The organism is Acidocella aluminiidurans, assembly GCF_055383125.1.
In genome coordinates this window covers 2,870,397-2,886,281 of record NZ_AP031589.1, presented here as the reverse complement: position 1 = coordinate 2,886,281, position 15,885 = coordinate 2,870,397, and the positions used below count along the sequence as shown (strand labels likewise).

Sequence of the window (15,885 nt, the reverse complement as noted above, 5' to 3'; positions counted from 1 at the left end):
TTTATTTTGACGCTGGCGCGTCAACCTAAACACATATTGCTCTAAGCCGCGCCCACCGCCCGCCCTGGCGCCTCAGGCGCGGCGCAGATACTCCCGCAGCACGCAATGCGGCGCGGCGGCGCGCAGCACACGCTCATGCACCAGCCGCCAATCCCGCGCCGGGAAATCCGGGAAGAACGTATCGGCATCCGCAACGTCCAGCCCGACCTCGGAGATCAGCAGCCGGTCGGCGAGCGGCAGCATCTCCTGATAGATCCGCGCCCCGCCAATGCCGTAAACCCGGTCATGGCCACGCTCATAGGCCAGAGCGACCGCCGCGCGCACATCCGGCGCCACCAGCTCCGCCACCCCCGTCCGTGCCGAGACGACGATATTGAGCCGCTTGGGCAGCGGCTTCACCGGCAGGCTCTCCCAGGTCTTGCGCCCCATGATCACCACCCCGGCCAGCGTCTCGCGCTGGAAGGATTTCAGATCCTCCGGCACATCCCAGGGAATGGCCCCCGCCCGGCCGATGGCGCCATTGCGCGCCCGGGCGACGATCAGGCTCAGCATCAGACCGCCACCGGGGCGCGGATCGCCGGGTCCGGATCGTAGCCGATAATCTCGAAATCCTCGTAGCGGAAATCGAAAATCGAGCTGACCTGGCGCTTGATCCGCAGGCTGGGCAACGGCTTGGGCGTGCGCGAGAGCTGCAGCCGCACCTGCTCCATATGGTTGGAATAAATATGCGCGTCGCCCAGCGTATGCACGAAATCCCCCGGCTCATAGCCGGTGACATGCGCCAGCATCACCAGCAGCAGCGCGTAGGAGGCGATGTTGAACGGCACCCCCAGGAACATATCCGCCGAGCGCTGATAGAGCTGCAAATGCAGCTTGCCGTTGAGCACCCGGATTTGCCACATCGTATGGCAGGGCGGCAGCGCCATCTGCGGCACGTCGCCGGGATTCCAGGCGGAGACGATCAGCCGGCGGCTATCCGGGGTTTTGCGGATCATTTCGACCAGCTGCGCGATCTGGTCGATCTCGCGGGCACGGTAGAGCGGGGCGCCATCCTGCTCCAGCCCGGCCGGTTCCAGCGCCGGAAAGGCCCGCCACTGGCGGCCATAGACCGGACCGAGATCGCCCTGCTCATCGGCCCATTCATCCCAGATCGTCACGCCATTTTCGTTGAGGTAGCGGATATTGGTGTCGCCGGCGAGGAACCAGAGCAGCTCATGGATGATCGAGCGCAGATGCAGCTTCTTCGTCGTCACCAGCGGAAACCCGTCCGCCAGCCGATAGCGCGATTGCAGCCCAAAATACGAAACCGTGCCGGTGCCGGTGCGGTCACTCGACCTCTCGCCCAACTCCAGCACCGTGCGGAGGGCATCGTGATATTGCTGCAAGGCTCACCTCAATCTTTGCGCGCGGGCCGCATCCCAAGGCGCGGCGTATCATCCCCCTCTCTCCCATACCGGGCCGAGTCTGGCCAGCACGGGGGCTCTTTCACAAACCGCGAAGGGCGCCTATATCAGCCTCGTCAGCTTGCTGACTATGGCGATAAACGGTGCGTGGAATAAGCGTTGTGGACCCGGGGGCGGTACCCGGCGCCTCCATATTTCTTGCGGCCCCGAGGGGCCGCCACGGCCTGATTCAGACTTCGCGGCGTTCGCCGCTTCGTCATCAGGGCGCGACCAGGGAAATTCACGGGGGCGAAATAGACTCGACACGCGTGGTAAAGACCCATCTTTTGCCCGGCATTGTACCGCCGTTATCGGGCTAATTTTTAAATGCGAACGATAACAACGTTGCATTCGCTGCAGCTGCCTAATCAGTAGCTAAAGCGCGGCTCGGGGGCGCCGGGCAACAGAAGCCCCCCACTTCGCGGATCGGTGTTCGGCCCGCTCTGTGCCAGAGCGGCGCAGCCTTGCCCGCCATTCCCGCCGCGATATCATCCTTCCCGCGCAGCCCGGCCCCGCCAGGCGCGGGGCCGCGCGCCATCCGCAGACAGACCAGACACAAAACAGACAGAGGAACCCCTCATGGTGGACAACAAAATCGTCTATGTCTTCGCGACCCTGACCGCCGCCCCCGGGCGCGGGACCGAACTGCGCCTGACCCTGGAAGAGCTGGTCACCGCCACCCGCCAGGAGCCGGGCAATGTCACCTACACCCTGCACGAAGCCACCGACGCGCCCGGCACCTTCATCGTCTATGAGGCCTATGCCGACCAGGCGGCGGTGGACGCGCATATGGCCAGCGCGCATTTGAAAGCCGCCCTGTCCGCCGCCGGCCCGCTGCTCGGCAGCCCGCCGGTGATCATCGCCGCCAAGCAGATCGCCTGAGGCGCTAGAGCAATATGTGTTTAGGTTGACGCGCCAGCGTCAAAATAAACACATAAAATTGCTCGCTAAAGCAAAATTTAGAGCATCAAGCTAAAAGCTTGATGCTCTAGCCATCCGGCCCCGCCGACAGCGCAAAAAAAAAGGCGGTGCAGAAAAGCACCGCCAAGTTTAGGGAGGAAACGTCCAAGAAATAGGAGAGAACACTCATCCTATGGGTGGAGTATATAACTGGCCGGATGAAACAGCGAAACCGGCCAATTCGCAGCGCAGCAATACCAAAAAGCTGGGCTAATGAAGTTTTCTTCATCAGCTTGGTATAGATTAAATTCCCCCCTCGCGACGCATGCAAAATGCTTCATGATGCGCAAACAAAAAGCGCCGGAAGCAGGCTTCCGGCGCTTTTTCATGCAGCTCCCGAGCTGGTCGGGCGCTTACCCCTCCGGCACCAGCACGATCACCGCCGCCTGCGCGGCAATGCCCTCACCGCGGCCGGTGAAGCCCAGACGCTCGGAGGTGGTGGCCTTTACCGAGATCAGATCGATCGACACCCCCAGCAGATCCGCCAGGCGCTGGCGCATGGCCGTGGCATGCGGGGTGATTTTCGGGCGTTCGCAGATGATGGTGATGTCCGCATTCGCCAGCCTGCCGCCACGCGCCTTGATCCGCTCGGCGGCGTGGCGCAGGAAGCGGGCGCTGTCCATGTCCTTCCACTCATTTTCGGAGGGCGGGAAATGCCGGCCGATATCGCCTTCCGCCAGCGCGCCATAAATCGCGTCGCACAGCGCATGGATGCCGACATCCGCATCCGAATGGCCGGCCAGCCCCATCTCATGCGGGAGCTTCACCCCGCAGATGATCATGTCGCGGTTCTCCGCCATCGCGTGAACGTCGTAGCCGGTGCCGATGCGCGGAATCATGCCCTGTCTCCTGATGATGCTCCGGCCTGGAATGCACGCGCCAAGGCCAGAGCGTCAATAAGCGCCGCCGGCAAAGGGGCCGCGCCTAAAAAGAAGAGCTGACGCATTGCGCGGCGCGGCAAGGCGGAATAATTTGCCCAAATCATGAGCAACGACGTCTTCCCCATGATCAAACCGATCACCATCGGCCAGGGCCCCCTGGCGGTGCGGTTGGATCACCCTGTCATCCTCGCCCCGCTCTCGGGGGTGACGGATCTGCCCTTTCGCGCTTTGGTGAAAGAGCAAGGGGCGGGGCTGGTCGTCTCCGAGATGATCGCCAGCTGGGCGATGGTGCGCGAGAACCGCAACACGCTGCGCATGGCCGAAGTGGTCTCCGCCGGCGGCCCGAATTCGGTGCAGCTGGCCGGCTGCGACCCGGAGGCGATGGCCGAGGCGGCGAAGATCGCCGTCGGGCTCGGCGCCAATCTGATCGACATCAATTTCGGCTGCCCGGTGAAAAAAGTGGCGATCGGCCAGACCGCCGGCTCGGCGCTGATGCGCGACGAGATTTTGGCCGGGCGCATCCTGGAGAGCACCGTGCGCGCGGTGAATGTGCCGGTGACGCTGAAAATGCGCATGGGCTGGGACCATAACAGCCTGAACGCTCCCAATCTGGCGCGCATCGCCGAGCAGGCGGGCATCGCGCTGCTTACCGTGCATGGCCGCACCCGCCAGCAATTCTATGAGGGGGTGGCGAACTGGGATTTCATCGCCGAGGTGAAGGCCGCGACCAGCCTGCCGGTGATCGTCAATGGCGACATCACCAGCGTTGATAAAGCCGCCGAGGCGCTGCGCCGGTCCCAGGCGGATGGGGTGATGATCGGCCGCGGGTCCTATGGCCGGCCCTGGTTCCTGCGGCAGGTGATCGATTATCTCACCACCGGCACCCGTACCCAGCCGCCGAGCCTGGCCGCGCAGAAGGAGATTTTGCTCCAGCATTACCGCGCCATCCGCGGCCATTTCGGCGAGCAGGCCGGGGTGCGGCTGGGGCGCAAGCATGTCGCCTGGTACAGCCAGGGGCTGCACAGCTCGGCCGGGTTCCGCGCCCGGATCAACCGGCTGGATGACGGCGCCGCGGTGGAGGCGCTGATCCATGAATTCTACGACCCGCTGATCGAACAGGGCTTCATCCGCCAGGACGAAATGGCGATGGCGGCATGATGACGGAAAAAGTCACGCGCGCGGGGATGGTGGGGCGGCCGCGCGCGGATCAACATAAGCGCGCGGGGGTGGTGGGGCGGCCACGCGCGCAGATAAAAATCATTTTGCGCCGCGACGAAGGAGTGGCGTGAAATGAGCGGGTTCAGAAAGGCCTTCAAGCTGGTGCGCCGGGCGCCGCGCGAGACGCAGGTCAAGCTCGACCCCGCGCAGATCCTGGAGGCCATGCCCATCGCCGTGGTGGTGGTGGATGAGCAGGACATCATCGCCGAGGTGAATTACGCCGCCGAGGAGTTTTTCGGCGCCTCCAAGACCATGCTGCAGATGACCAATCTCAGCGAATTGCTGCCGGTGGATCACCCGATTTTCCTGATGATGGAGCGCGCCCGCTCGGCCGGCGTCACCATCGCCGAGCATGATCTGATCATGGAGGGCCCGCGCATGACCAGGCGCGGCTGCGCCGTGCTCGCCGCCCCGCTTCTGGACCAGCCTGGCTTCGTGGTGCTCACCTTGCAGGACGAATCCGCCGCCAAGGCGCTGGGCCAGCAAATGTCGGCGCGCAACGCGGCGCGCTCGATCACCGGCATGGCGGCGATCCTGGCGCATGAGGTGAAGAACCCGCTCTCCGGCATTCGCGGCGCCGCCCAGCTGCTGGAGCTCAGCTCCCCGCCGCAGGACCGCGAGCTGGCGGTGCTGATCCGCGACGAGGCGGACCGCATCCGCGCCATGGTCGAGCGGATGGAGACCTTCGGCGAAAAGACGCTGGAGCGCCAGGCGGTGAATATCCACCGGGTGCTGGAGCATGTGCGCAAGCTTTCCGCCTCCGGCTTCGCCGCCAAGGTGAAATTCATCGAGAGCTACGATCCCTCGCTGCCGCATGTACTGGGGGACCGCGACCAGCTGATCCAGGTGCTGCTGAACCTGGTCAAGAACGCCGCCGAGGCGATCGAGGGCGGCGACCGCCAGGATGGCGAGATCCATCTCACCACCGGCTTCCAGCATGGGGTGCGGCTCTCCGCCTCGGCCGGTCGCTCGCGCCCCAATCTGCCGATCTTCGTTGCGGTGCGCGATAACGGCCCCGGCATCCCCGAGGATATCCGCCGGCATCTGTTCGAGCCCTTCGTCTCCACCAAGGCGGCGGGCTCCGGGCTGGGTCTGGCGCTGGTGGCGAAGATCGTCGCCGATCATGGCGGGCTCATCGATGTCGACAGCCACCCCGGCCGCACCGAATTCCGCATCCATCTGCCCGTTTTTGAAGACCCCGAAGAAGGCGTGAATTAAGCCCATGACGCTTCCCACCGTACTCGTCGCCGATGACGACCGTTCGATCCGCACCGTGCTCACCCAGGCCCTGGGGCGCGCCGGGTATCAGGTGCGCGCCACCTCCTCCGCCGCGACGCTCTGGCGCTGGGTGGAGGATGGGGAGGGCGATGTCGCCATCACCGATGTCATCATGCCGGATGAGAACGGGCTGGATCTGATCCCGCGCATCCGCCGCATCCGCCCGGAGCTGCCGGTGATCGTGATGAGCGCGCAGAGCACGCTGACCACGGCGGTGCAGGCGACCCAGCGCGGCGCCTTCGAATATCTGCCCAAGCCCTTCGACCTGACCGATTTGCTGGCGGTGGTGGACCGGGCGCTGAAGCAGCCGATCGCGCTGGCGGCGGCGCCGGAGGCGCAGAAACCCGGCCCCGACGAGGCGATGCCGCTGATCGGCCGCAGCCCGGCGATGCAGGAAATCTACCGCATCATCGCCCGCCTCACCACCACCGATCTGACGGTGATGATCAACGGCGAATCCGGGGCCGGCAAGGAGCTAGTGGCGCGCGCCCTGCATGATTTCGGCCGCCGGCGGCAAGGGCCGTTCGTCGCCATCAACATGGCCGCGATCCCGCGCGAGCTGATCGAGAGCGAGCTGTTCGGGCATGAGCGCGGCGCCTTCACCGGCGCCACCAACCGCCATATCGGCCGTTTCGAGCAGGCCGCCGGCGGCACGCTGTTTCTGGATGAGATCGGCGACATGCCGCCGGAGGCGCAGACCCGCCTGCTGCGCGTGCTGCAGGAGGGCGAGTTCACCACCGTGGGCGGGCGCCAGCCGATCCGCGCCAATGTTCGCATCGTCGCCGCCACCCACCGGGATCTGCGCGCGCTGATCCGCTCCGGCCAGTTCCGCGAGGATCTGTTCTACCGGCTCAACGTGGTGCCGATCCGGCTGCCGCCCTTGCGCGAGCGGCCGGACGACATCCCCGTGCTGGCCCAGCATTTCCTGGGCAAGGCGCAGGCCGAGGGGCTGCCGGCGAAGACCATCGACCCGGCGGCGATGGCGCTGCTTTCGGCCTATCGCTGGCCGGGCAATGTGCGCGAGCTGGAAAACGTGATCCGCCGCCTCACCGCCCTGGTGCCGCAGCCGGTGATCACCGAGGAGGTGATCGCCCAGGAGCTGGCCGACCATACCCCGGTGGAAGAGCCGGCGATGGCGATGAGCGGCGGCGAGGAGAGCGACAACATGACCAGCGTGGTCGAGCGCCATATCGGCCGGCTGCTGGCGAGCTTGCGCGAATCCGGCGAGGAAGGGGTGCTGTATGAGCGCGCTTTGGCCGAGCTGGAGCGCCCGCTGATCCGCATGACGCTGGCGGAGACGCGCGGCAACCAGATCCGCGCCGCCGCCCTGCTCGGGCTCAACCGCAACACGCTGCGCAAGAAGATCCGCGAGCATGGTATCGGCGTGCAACGCCGTGTTGGTTAACACCGTGCAGCGCCGTGTTGGATGAGCGAGGCTCGGGACATCGCTGAAAAACGCCCCCGCCGCTCGGGCCTCACCTGGGCGGTGGATCTGATGCTGGGGCGCGTCTCCACCCTGCTGGTCGCCTCGGTGGCGCTGGTGCTGGGCATCCTCACCTTCGGGCTGCTGGCGGGACGGGTGCATCTCTCGCTGCATTCCGGCGGCGCGCTGGCGCTGATGGTCTCGGATTTCGCCGCCCTGCTGCTGCTGATCCTGGTGCTGGCCGGGCGGGTGACGCGGGTGATGCTGGAGCATCGGCGCGGCGCCGCCGGGGCGCGGCTGCATGTGCGGCTGGTGTTCCTGTTCGGTGGCGTGGCCGCGGTGCCGGCCGTGCTGGTCGCCATCTTCGCCATCGTCTTCTTCAATTTCGGCGTCCAGGCCTGGTTCAACACCCGGGTGCAGACCGCCCTGGCGGAGAGCAACCAGGTCGCCCAGGGTTATCTGACCGAGCATGAGAACGACATCCGGCTGGATGCGCTGGCGATGGCCAACGACCTCTCCGGCTCGGTGTTTTTCGGCAATCCGAACGAGTTCGCCAATTATCTGGTCAGCCAGACCACGATTCGCGGCCTGACCGAGGCGGAGATTTTCGACCCGCGCAGCGGCCAGGTCATCGCCTCCGCCGGGCTGTTCGCCGGCATGGTCAATACCGTGCCGGACCGCGCCGTGATCGCCCAGGCCAATGCCGGGCAGGTGCCGGTGATCAGCCCGCCGGGCAGCACCGCCGAGCAGGCGGTGATCAAGCTCGACATCACCCCGCCTTTGATGCTGATGCTGGAAAAGCCGGTGGACCCGGCGATCCTGGATCACGTCAACCGCACCCAGCAGGCGGTCGAGGAATATCAGCGTCTGGCGAAGAACCGCGCCCAGCTGGAAGTTTCCTTCGCGCTGATCATCGCGGTGCTCACCCTTCTGGTGCTCTCCGCCCTGGTCGGATTCGGCCTCGTCATCGCCAACCAGATCGCCAAGCCGCTCGGCCATCTGATCCGCGCCGCCGAGAGCGTGCGCCAGGGCGATCTCGATGTGCGCGTGCCCGAGCGCGCCACCGGCGACGAGATGGAAGGGCTCTCGCGCGCCTTCAACCGCATGACCACCCAGCTCGCCGCCCAGCATTCCGAGCTGATGGATGTGAACAACCAGCTGGATGAACGGCGGCGCTTCACCGAAACCGTGCTGGCCGGCGTCTCCGCCGGCGTCATCGGGCTGGATGCCGCCGGGCGCATGGAGCTGGCCAACCGCGCCGCCTCCGAACTGCTGCGGCTCGATCTGACACCGCAGGTCGGCCAGTATCTTGCCTTGCTGGTGCCCGAATTCGCTGCTCTGATCGCGCAGGTGAGCGCCACCCCCGAACGCCCGGCGACGGCGCAGATCGAGCATGGGCAGGGGGCGGGCAAGCGGGTGCTGCTGGTGCGCATCGGCGCGGAGATGAAGGAAGGCGTGGCGGATGGGTTCATCGTGACCTTCGATGACGTGACGGAGCTGCTGTCCGCCCAGCGCAAGGCCGCCTGGGCCGATGTGGCGCGGCGCATCGCGCACGAGATCAAGAACCCGCTGACCCCGATCCAGCTCTCCGCCGAACGGCTGAAGCGCCGCTTCGCCAAGGAGATCACCTCCGATCCGGAAAGCTTCACCCAATGCGCCGAGACCATCGTGCGGCATGTCGGCGATATCGGCCGGATGGTGGATGAATTCTCCGCCTTCGCGCGGATGCCGCAGCCGGTGATGCGCCCGGAGAGCCTGGAGCGGCTGGCGCGCGAGGCGATGGTGCTGCAACGTGTGGCGAAGCGGGACATTGACTGGCAGGTCGAGATCGAGGCGAAGCTGCGCGCCCGCTGCGACCGCCGGCTGATCGGCCAGGCGCTGACCAACCTGCTGCAGAACGCCGCCGATGCGGTGGAGATGCGCCCGGGCGCCAGCCATGTGACGCTGCGGCTGCGTGAGGAAAACGGCATGGCGGTGCTCAGCGTCACCGATGACGGGGTGGGGCTGCCGGAGGCCGGGCGCGACCGGCTGACCGAGCCTTACGTGACGCATAAACCGAAAGGCACCGGGCTTGGCCTTGCCATCGTCGCCAAGATCATGGAGGACCATGGCGGACGGCTGGCATTGCGCGAGGCACCGGGCGGCGTCGGGGCCGAGGTGTCGTTGATTTTGCCGGTGCTGCCGGAGGGCGCCGCCGTAGAGGATGCGAGGGAGTTGCCTGCAGAATGACTGAAATTTTGATCGTGGATGACGAGCCGGATATCCGCATGCTGGTCGAAGCGATTCTGAAGGATGAGGGCTATGAGGCGCGCTGTGCCGGTACCTCGGACGAGGCGCTGGCGGCGTACCGCGCCCGGCGCCCGGCGCTGGTCATCCTGGATGTGTGGCTGCAGGGCTCCAAGCTGGACGGGATCGGCATTCTCGACGTGCTGCACCAGGAGGTGCCGCGCGTGCCCGTCATCATGTTCTCCGGCCACGGCACCATCGAGACCGCGGTGGCGGCGATCCAGCGCGGCGCCTATGATTTCATCGAGAAGCCGTTCAACTCGGACCGTCTGCTGCTGGTGGTCAAGCGCGCGCTGGAAGCCGCCAAGCTGGAGCGCGAGAATGCCGAGCTGCGGCTGCGCGTGGGCAGCGACACCAAGCTGACCGGCGAGGGCAACGGCATCGCCTCCTTGCGCAACGCCATCGAGAAAGTCGCCCCCACCGGCTCGCGCGTGCTGATCTCCGGCCCGCCAGGTTCGGGCAAGGAGATCGTGGCGCGGATGATCCACGCCAAATCCCGCCGGGCGGATGGGCCCTTCGTGGTGATGAACTGCGCGATTCTGGCCCCGGAGACCTTCGAGGCGGAATTGTTCGGCACCGAGGCCACCACCGAGGCCCCGCGCAAGCTGGGCGTGCTGGAGCGCGCCCATGGCGGCACGTTGCTGCTGGACGAGGTCTCCGAGCTGCCGCTGGAGATGCAGAGCAAGATCGCCCGCGTGCTGCAGGACCAGAGCTTCGAGCGGGTTGGCGGCAATACCAGGGTGAAGGTGGATATCCGCGCCTTGGCCAGCACGGCGAAGGATCTGACCGCGGAAATCGCCGAGGGGCGGTTCCGGGAGGATCTCTATTACCGGCTTGCCGTGGTGCCGCTGCGGGTGCCGGCGCTGAAGGAACGGCGCGAGGATATTCCGGCCCTGGCCAACCATTTCCTACGCCATGCGGCGGAGATTTCCGGCCTGCCGGTGCGCAGCCTGGCCTCGGACGCGGTGGCGGCGTTGCAGGCGCATGACTGGCCGGGCAATGTCCGGCAGCTGCGCAATGTGATGGATTGGCTGATGATCATGCGCTCGAACGAGCCGGGCGAGCTGTTCCATGCCGAGCATCTGCCGACCGAGCTGGCCGCGCACGCGCCACGTGCCTTGGCGATCGACCCGGCGGCGGATGTGATGGCGCTGCCGCTGCGCGAGGCGCGGGATGTGTTCGAGACGCAATATCTGCAGGCGCAGCTTTTGCGCTTTGGCGGAAATATTTCGCGCACGGCGAATTTCGTCGGCATGGAGCGCAGCGCGCTGCATCGCAAGCTCAAGCAGCTGGGGATCGGCGCGGCGGAGGACAAAGTCGCTTAGAGCAATATGTGTTTAGGTTGACGCGCCAGCGTCAAAATAAACACATGAAATTGCTCGCTAAAACAAAATTTAGAGCATCGAGCTAAAAGCTTGATGCTCTAATAAAAGTTTTTGGGGGTTGAAGGGGTGTTTTTTCAAAAACACCCCTTCGTGAAACTTTCACTCTAATCCGGGCTTTTATCGGCCGGCAGGCAGACCACCGCGCGCAGGCCAGGCTCGTTATCCTGCAGATGCAGCGTGCCGTTATGCAGCTGCGCCACCGCCGACACCAGCGACAGCCCCAGCCCCGAGCCCGCCGTGCTGCGCGCCGCCTCGGCGCGGAAAAACCGCTCCGTGGCGCGCTTGCGGTCCGCCTCCGCGATCCCCGGCCCGCGATCCGCGACGACGATCTGCACCGCCCCATGCGCCAGCCGCGCGCTGAAGCGGATCAAGCTGCCCGGGGGGGAAAATTTCAAGGCGTTGTCGAGCAGATTGACCACCGCCTGCTGCATCAGCTCGCGATCGCCAAACACCATCAGCGGCGCGTCGATCTCGGTCTCCAGCGTGATCTCCCGCTCCTCCGCCACCGCCCGGTACAGCTCGTCCAGATCCAGCAGCACCGGGGCGAGATCCAGCGACGCGAACGCCGCGCGCCGCGCCCCGGCCTCGATCTCGGAAATCCGCAACAGCGCCTCGAACACCGCGACGATGCCATCCAGATCCTCGGTCGCCCGGTCGATCGCCGCCTGCATCTCCTCAGTGCTGCGCGCATGCAAGGCCGCATCCTCCAGCCGCGCCCGCGCCCGTGTCACCGGCGTGCGCAGATCATGCGCGATGGCGTTGGAGACCTGGCGCACCCCATCCATCAGCCGGGCGATGCGGTCCAGCATGTCGTTGATCGTCACCGCCAGCTCGTCGAACTCGTCGCCCACCCCGGTCACCGGCACCCGCCTTGTGATGTCGCCGCGCGCAATCGCGCCGGTGGTGACGGAAATGGCACGAATGGTGCGCTGGAACAGCGAGCGGATCAGCACCGCGCCGAGAATGCCGAGCGCAATCATCAGACCCAGCGCCCAGATCAGCCCGGCGCGCAGCACATTGCGCAGCTTGGTGCGCATCCGCACATCCCGGCCGACCAGCAGGCTGGAGCCGTCGGGCATTTTCTGCATCTGCAACAGCGCGATGGAGGCCACACCCTGGCGGCGCACGGAAAGCTGGTACCAGGCATTATCCTGGCTCATCCCCGCCGGCCACTGGTCCAGATTGCCCATCAGCACCTGGCCGTTCTGGCCCTTCAGCAGATAAATCCCATCCGGCGTCAGCGACCCGGCCAGCCGTTCCTGTATCGCCGCCTCCAGCGAAGGCAGCCCGCCCATCTGGTCATGCTCGATCAGCGTCTGGAAATCCGCATGGATGGAAGCCTGAACCTGGCGCTGCAGCAAATTCAGCGCCGAGTACCAGAGGGCCAGCGCCAGCACGAAGGCGGAGAGCCCGAACACCACGGCATAGACCAGCGCGAAGCGCACCCCGGCCGAGCGCCACAGCCCGCGCCGGGCCGGGCGCTGCCTTTTGATACGCTCAGCGCTGGATCTAGCCATGTTTCTGAATCAAGCCGTGATCAGGGTTCTTCGGCGCGCAGCATGTAGCCCGCATTGCGGACGGTATGCAGCAGCGCGGTCGGGAACGGCTTGTCGATCTTCTGACGCAGACGCGAGATATGCACGTCGATCACGTTGGTTTGCGGGTCGAAATGATAATCCCACACGCCTTCCAGCAGCATGGTGCGGGTGACGACCTGGCCGGCATGGCGCATCAGATATTCCAGCAGCCGGAATTCCCGCGGCTGCAGATCGATCTTGGTCGGGCCGCGGCGCACCGAGCGCGAGAGCAGATCCATCTCCAGATCGCCCACCTGCAGCCGGGTCGCCGGACCGTCGCTCTTGCCGCGCCGGGTCAGCGCTTCCACGCGCGCCAGCAGCTCGGCGAAGGCGAAAGGCTTGGTGAGATAATCGTCACCGCCCGCCTTCAAGCCTTTCACCCGGTCATCGACCTGGCCGAGCGCGGAGAGGAACAGCACCGGCGTGGTATTGTCCTGCCCACGCAATGTTTCCAGCAGCCGCAAACCGTCGATGCCGCCCGGCAGCATGCGGTCGAGGATGATGGCGTCGAAATTCTCCGAGGCAGCCAGGAACAGCCCGTCACGCCCATTATCGGCATGTTCGACCGTATGTCCCGCCTCGCGCAGCCCCTTCAGTACGAAGCCCGCCACATCCTTGTCGTCCTCTACGACGAGTATCCGCATCTCTACTCCCCTATCTGCGCCGGTCGCCGCCCAACGGTGACCGGCAAGTGGAATATATGTGCATTTTTCCTTACCCCAAGGATTACCTTCCGCCCAGGCGGCATGGACGCAATGATCCGGGTCAAACCGTCAGCGCCGGAGATCGCCTCGCCATTCACCGAAACCACCAGATCGGACTGGTTGAGCCCGGCCTTGTCCGCCGGGCCGCCGGCCTCCAGCCCGGTGATCACCGCCCCCTGGCTGCCATCGCTCGGGTCCGCCACGGAGACGCCGAGCCAGCCGCGCGCCACCGCGCCATGCGCGATCAGCTGCGCCACGATGGGCGCCGCGCTGTTGCTGGGAATGGCGAAGCCGATCCCCACCGATCCGCCGGAAGGCGAGACGATTGCTGAATTTATTCCAATCACCGCGCCCTGCATGTTGAAGGCCGGGCCGCCGGAATTGCCGGGATTGATCGGCGCGTCCAGCTGCAGGAAATGGTTGAACGGACCCTCGCCGATATCGCGCCCCTCGGCCGAGACGATGCCAAGCGTGAACGAATTTCCGAGCGCGAACGGGTTGCCCGCGGCCAGCACCCAGTCCCCCACCTGGACCTTGGAAGAATCCCCCAACGGGCCGGTTGCAGCGGTTTAGATGGATGAATTTTAATGACAGCGATATCCGTCAGGTCATCCGCGCCGACTAACTGGGCGGTGAATTTTTCGCCATTATCCAGGGTCACGGTGATCTGCGCGGCGCCGGCGATGACATGGTCGTTGGTGACGATCATGCCGTCCGGGCTGATGATGAAACCCGAGCCGGCGGCCTGGGTCAGAGGCGGGGTGGCCTTGCCGCCATGCACCGGGGCCGGAATGGCGCCGGTGCCGCCGGAGGCCTCGGTGACGGCGATGCCGACCACGCCGGGGGCGACCATCTTCACCAGCGGGGCGAGAGAATGCGGCGCCCCCTCGAACAGGCTGAACTGCGCCAGCGCCACCCCCGGACAGGCCAGAAACAATCCCAGCGCCAATGCCAGCCAGCCCATGCCGCCCCTTCCGTCTCTCACTCAAACCATGCCATGCCTTGCCAGCCACGCGGTTAACAGGCAAGCCAAAGCGCTGCTTTGTTGCGCATGCTCAGCAATTATCGTGTGATGCACCCGCCGGCAGAGTTGAAAAAGCCGCTTTGCCGTACGACGTGAGCCTTGCAGTAAAGGAGGGTTTCGAGATGTGCGCCAAACGAATTGATCCGTCTTCCATCGATATCGATCATCTGAAGCAGGAATTCGAGAAATTCCGCGCCGGACTCGGCGATGCCAGCGAGAAGCTGGGCGAGAACGCGCATGCGGCGCTGGAGCAGATCACCTCCTACCTCAATGGCGGCAGCCTCTCCTCGCGCGTCGCCTCGATCGAGGAGGAGCTGGAAATTCTCGGCGCCCGGCTGAAGGGCACGAGCAAGGATGCGGTCGCCAAGCTGGAGACGGAGGTGAGCGAGCGCCCGCTGGCGTCGCTGGCCATCGCCTTCGGCGTCGGCCTGCTCGCCGCCGGCTTCCTGCGCCGCGGCTAAGAGAGGATGAGCCTCGGCCGCCGCGCTGCCTATGTCGGTAAATCCGCCACGCTCTGGCTCTGCATGGCCGTGGTGCTGCTCTGCACCGGGCTGGGCGGGTTGGGCTTTCTCTCCGCCGCCTTGCTGATCTGGGTGGCGCATTATGTCGGCATGGCGGGCGCCGCCGCCATTTGCGGCGTGCTGCTGCTGGCGGTGGGCGGGCTCTGCGCCCTCATCTTCACCGCCGTGCTGCGGCGAATGCGCGCCCGCCAGCCCAGCCTGGTTACCGAGGCGGTCAGCACGCTGAGCCTGGCGCTGCGCTTTGGCACCTTCATCGTCCGGCGCGACCCGCGCAAGGCGGTGCTGACGGCGTTGATCACCGGCGCGCTGGCGGAATATTTCCTCGGTGAGCGCCGCAACAAGAGCTAAGCGCTTAAAAAATCAAAAGTTTTTTGGTGCCGCTTGTTTACAAAAAAGCGGCGGAACCTTGGCCGCCTACGCCCAAAAACTTTTATGACCTTTCCTCCACGCCCGTGGCCCAGCCCCCAACAAAAAACCCCTCCCGTCGGCGACGGGAGGGGTTTTTGGGCCTTAGCGGCTTACTTGGTGTTCTGCGCCGCCGCCTGCAGATCGGCGGCGCGGGCGAGGATGCGATCCTCCAGCCCGCTGGCAAGGGATGGGTCGGCCGGGCTGTCCACCCACTGGCCGTTCTGCTGCACCTGCTCGAACACGCTCACCTGGATCGCATCGGCGGTCAGGGTCTTGCTGAGGATATAGGCGTTCGCCTTGAAGCGGGTGCCGGGCTGGCCGGGCGGGACATACCAATCGGTGATGATCACCCCGCCGAACGGATCGGCCGAGACCAGCGGCATGAAGGAGAGCGTGTCCAGCGTCGCCCGCCAGAGATAGGCATTGACCTGGATATTGGTGTTGGAGGCGGCAGCGCCATTGCTGCCCTTGCCCAAAGTGAACAGCGAGCCCGTGCCCGGCGCGGCCGGGCCCATGCCGCCCATTTCGTAATTGGCGACGTCAGGGTTGGAGGTCTTCAGACCGCCTGAGCAGGCACTGAGCCCGAGCAGGCTGAGCGCCAGGCTGGCGGGGACGGCGACACGTTGAATAATCCGCAATTCTGCTCTCCAAACCCGAAACTGCAAGCTGTTTAGCCTTCAACCAGGGCGCCGCCAAGGGCTGGGGCCCCAAGATCGAAAGCGGCCCTGAAAACAAAAAGGGCGGCGGTTGCCCGCCACCCTTTCAAGATCAGCCCAGA

At 65.6% G+C, this 15,885-nt stretch carries 16 protein-coding genes, 1 other RNA gene and 2 pseudogenes; 11 read left to right on the top strand and 8 right to left on the bottom strand.

Going from position 1 to position 15,885, the window contains the following annotated elements; translation table 11 throughout:
* Positions 1-72: 72 nt before the first annotated feature.
* Entirely contained in the window at positions 73-552 is a 480-nt protein-coding gene (locus ACZ46S_RS14265) for a dihydrofolate reductase (RefSeq protein WP_464062248.1), read from the bottom strand.
* Positions 552-1,385 carry a thymidylate synthase gene (locus ACZ46S_RS14260; protein ID WP_295738176.1) on the bottom strand — a complete coding sequence of 278 codons (834 nt, stop codon included), beginning with the start codon at positions 1,383-1,385 and terminating at the stop codon, positions 552-554. Before ACZ46S_RS14260 ends, ACZ46S_RS14265 begins: the two co-directional genes overlap by 1 nt.
* 94 nt (positions 1,386-1,479) lie before the next feature.
* Between ACZ46S_RS14260 and ssrA the strand changes: the two genes are divergently transcribed.
* Positions 1,480-1,861: a transfer-messenger RNA gene (gene ssrA / locus ACZ46S_RS14255) on the top strand.
* A 160-nt stretch (positions 1,862-2,021) separates the two neighbouring features.
* The gene (locus ACZ46S_RS14250) at positions 2,022-2,324 is read left to right on the top strand and encodes a putative quinol monooxygenase (RefSeq protein ID WP_008494109.1); all 303 of its coding nucleotides are present in this window, start codon (positions 2,022-2,024) and stop codon (positions 2,322-2,324) included.
* 431 nt (positions 2,325-2,755) lie between these two features.
* On the opposite strand, the pseudogene ispF reads toward ACZ46S_RS14250, so the two are convergent.
* A pseudogene (gene ispF / locus ACZ46S_RS14245) lies at positions 2,756-3,241 on the bottom strand (2-C-methyl-D-erythritol 2,4-cyclodiphosphate synthase); the annotation flags it as partial.
* Positions 3,242-3,385: 144 nt separating this feature from the next.
* Here ispF and dusB point away from each other — a divergent pair.
* The 6 genes from dusB to ntrX are packed head-to-tail and all read left to right on the top strand — an operon-like array spanning position 3,386 to position 10,813.
* Positions 3,386-4,441, top strand: a complete 1,056-nt coding sequence (gene dusB / locus ACZ46S_RS14240; RefSeq protein WP_295738185.1) for a tRNA dihydrouridine synthase DusB — start codon at positions 3,386-3,388, stop codon at positions 4,439-4,441.
* The gene (locus ACZ46S_RS14235; protein ID WP_464062246.1) at positions 4,438-4,572 is read left to right on the top strand and encodes a hypothetical protein; all 135 of its coding nucleotides are present in this window, start codon (positions 4,438-4,440) and stop codon (positions 4,570-4,572) included. Before dusB ends, ACZ46S_RS14235 begins: the two co-directional genes overlap by 4 nt.
* Before the next feature lies 1 nt (position 4,573).
* A complete protein-coding gene (locus tag ACZ46S_RS14230; RefSeq protein ID WP_008494106.1) occupies positions 4,574-5,719 on the top strand; it encodes a two-component system sensor histidine kinase NtrB in 1,146 nt (381 codons plus the stop codon).
* A 4-nt stretch (positions 5,720-5,723) separates the two neighbouring features.
* Positions 5,724-7,184: a nitrogen regulation protein NR(I) gene (gene ntrC / locus ACZ46S_RS14225; RefSeq protein ID WP_295738192.1), complete on the top strand. Its 1,461-nt coding sequence runs from the start codon at positions 5,724-5,726 to the stop codon at positions 7,182-7,184.
* Positions 7,185-7,205: 21 nt separating this feature from the next.
* Positions 7,206-9,431: a sensor histidine kinase NtrY-like gene (locus tag ACZ46S_RS14220; RefSeq protein WP_464062243.1), complete on the top strand. Its 2,226-nt coding sequence runs from the start codon at positions 7,206-7,208 to the stop codon at positions 9,429-9,431.
* On the top strand, positions 9,428-10,813 hold the full coding sequence (ntrX, locus tag ACZ46S_RS14215; RefSeq protein ID WP_464062241.1) for a nitrogen assimilation response regulator NtrX: 1,386 nt from the start codon (positions 9,428-9,430) through the stop codon (positions 10,811-10,813). The genes ACZ46S_RS14220 and ntrX overlap by 4 nt, the downstream gene beginning before the upstream one ends.
* 164 nt (positions 10,814-10,977) lie before the next feature.
* On the opposite strand, the gene ACZ46S_RS14210 is transcribed toward ntrX, so the two are convergent.
* The 4 genes and pseudogenes from ACZ46S_RS14210 to ACZ46S_RS14195 form a co-directional block, all read right to left on the bottom strand.
* Positions 10,978-12,390: a sensor histidine kinase gene (locus ACZ46S_RS14210; protein WP_464062240.1), complete on the bottom strand. Its 1,413-nt coding sequence runs from the start codon at positions 12,388-12,390 to the stop codon at positions 10,978-10,980.
* 20 nt (positions 12,391-12,410) lie between these two features.
* Positions 12,411-13,094 carry a winged helix-turn-helix domain-containing protein gene (locus tag ACZ46S_RS14205; RefSeq protein WP_464062239.1) on the bottom strand — a complete coding sequence of 228 codons (684 nt, stop codon included), beginning with the start codon at positions 13,092-13,094 and terminating at the stop codon, positions 12,411-12,413.
* Between the two features lie 2 nt (positions 13,095-13,096).
* On the bottom strand, positions 13,097-13,324 hold the full coding sequence (locus ACZ46S_RS14200) for a PDZ domain-containing protein (protein ID WP_464064289.1): 228 nt from the start codon (positions 13,322-13,324) through the stop codon (positions 13,097-13,099).
* Between the two features lie 147 nt (positions 13,325-13,471).
* Positions 13,472-13,839, bottom strand: a pseudogene (locus tag ACZ46S_RS14195) (S1C family serine protease); the annotation flags it as partial.
* Here ACZ46S_RS14195 and ACZ46S_RS14190 point away from each other — a divergent pair.
* The 3 genes from ACZ46S_RS14190 to ACZ46S_RS14180 all read left to right on the top strand — a co-directional run bounded on the left by ACZ46S_RS14190 (position 13,742) and on the right by ACZ46S_RS14180 (position 15,047).
* Positions 13,742-14,227, top strand: coding sequence for a hypothetical protein (locus ACZ46S_RS14190; protein ID WP_464064327.1), 486 nt, complete (start codon positions 13,742-13,744; stop codon positions 14,225-14,227). The pseudogene ACZ46S_RS14195 and the gene ACZ46S_RS14190 sit on opposite strands and share 98 nt — an antisense overlap.
* 73 nt (positions 14,228-14,300) lie before the next feature.
* Entirely contained in the window at positions 14,301-14,639 is a 339-nt protein-coding gene (locus ACZ46S_RS14185; RefSeq protein WP_464062238.1) for a hypothetical protein, read from the top strand.
* A gap of 6 nt (positions 14,640-14,645) precedes the next feature.
* A complete protein-coding gene (locus ACZ46S_RS14180; protein ID WP_464062237.1) occupies positions 14,646-15,047 on the top strand; it encodes a hypothetical protein in 402 nt (133 codons plus the stop codon).
* A gap of 170 nt (positions 15,048-15,217) precedes the next feature.
* Here ACZ46S_RS14180 and ACZ46S_RS14175 read toward each other — a convergent pair whose 3' ends face one another.
* Positions 15,218-15,745 (bottom strand): DUF3576 domain-containing protein, encoded by a 528-nt coding sequence (locus ACZ46S_RS14175; protein ID WP_464062236.1) that lies wholly within the window; start codon positions 15,743-15,745, stop codon positions 15,218-15,220.
* Positions 15,746-15,885 lie beyond the last annotated feature (140 nt).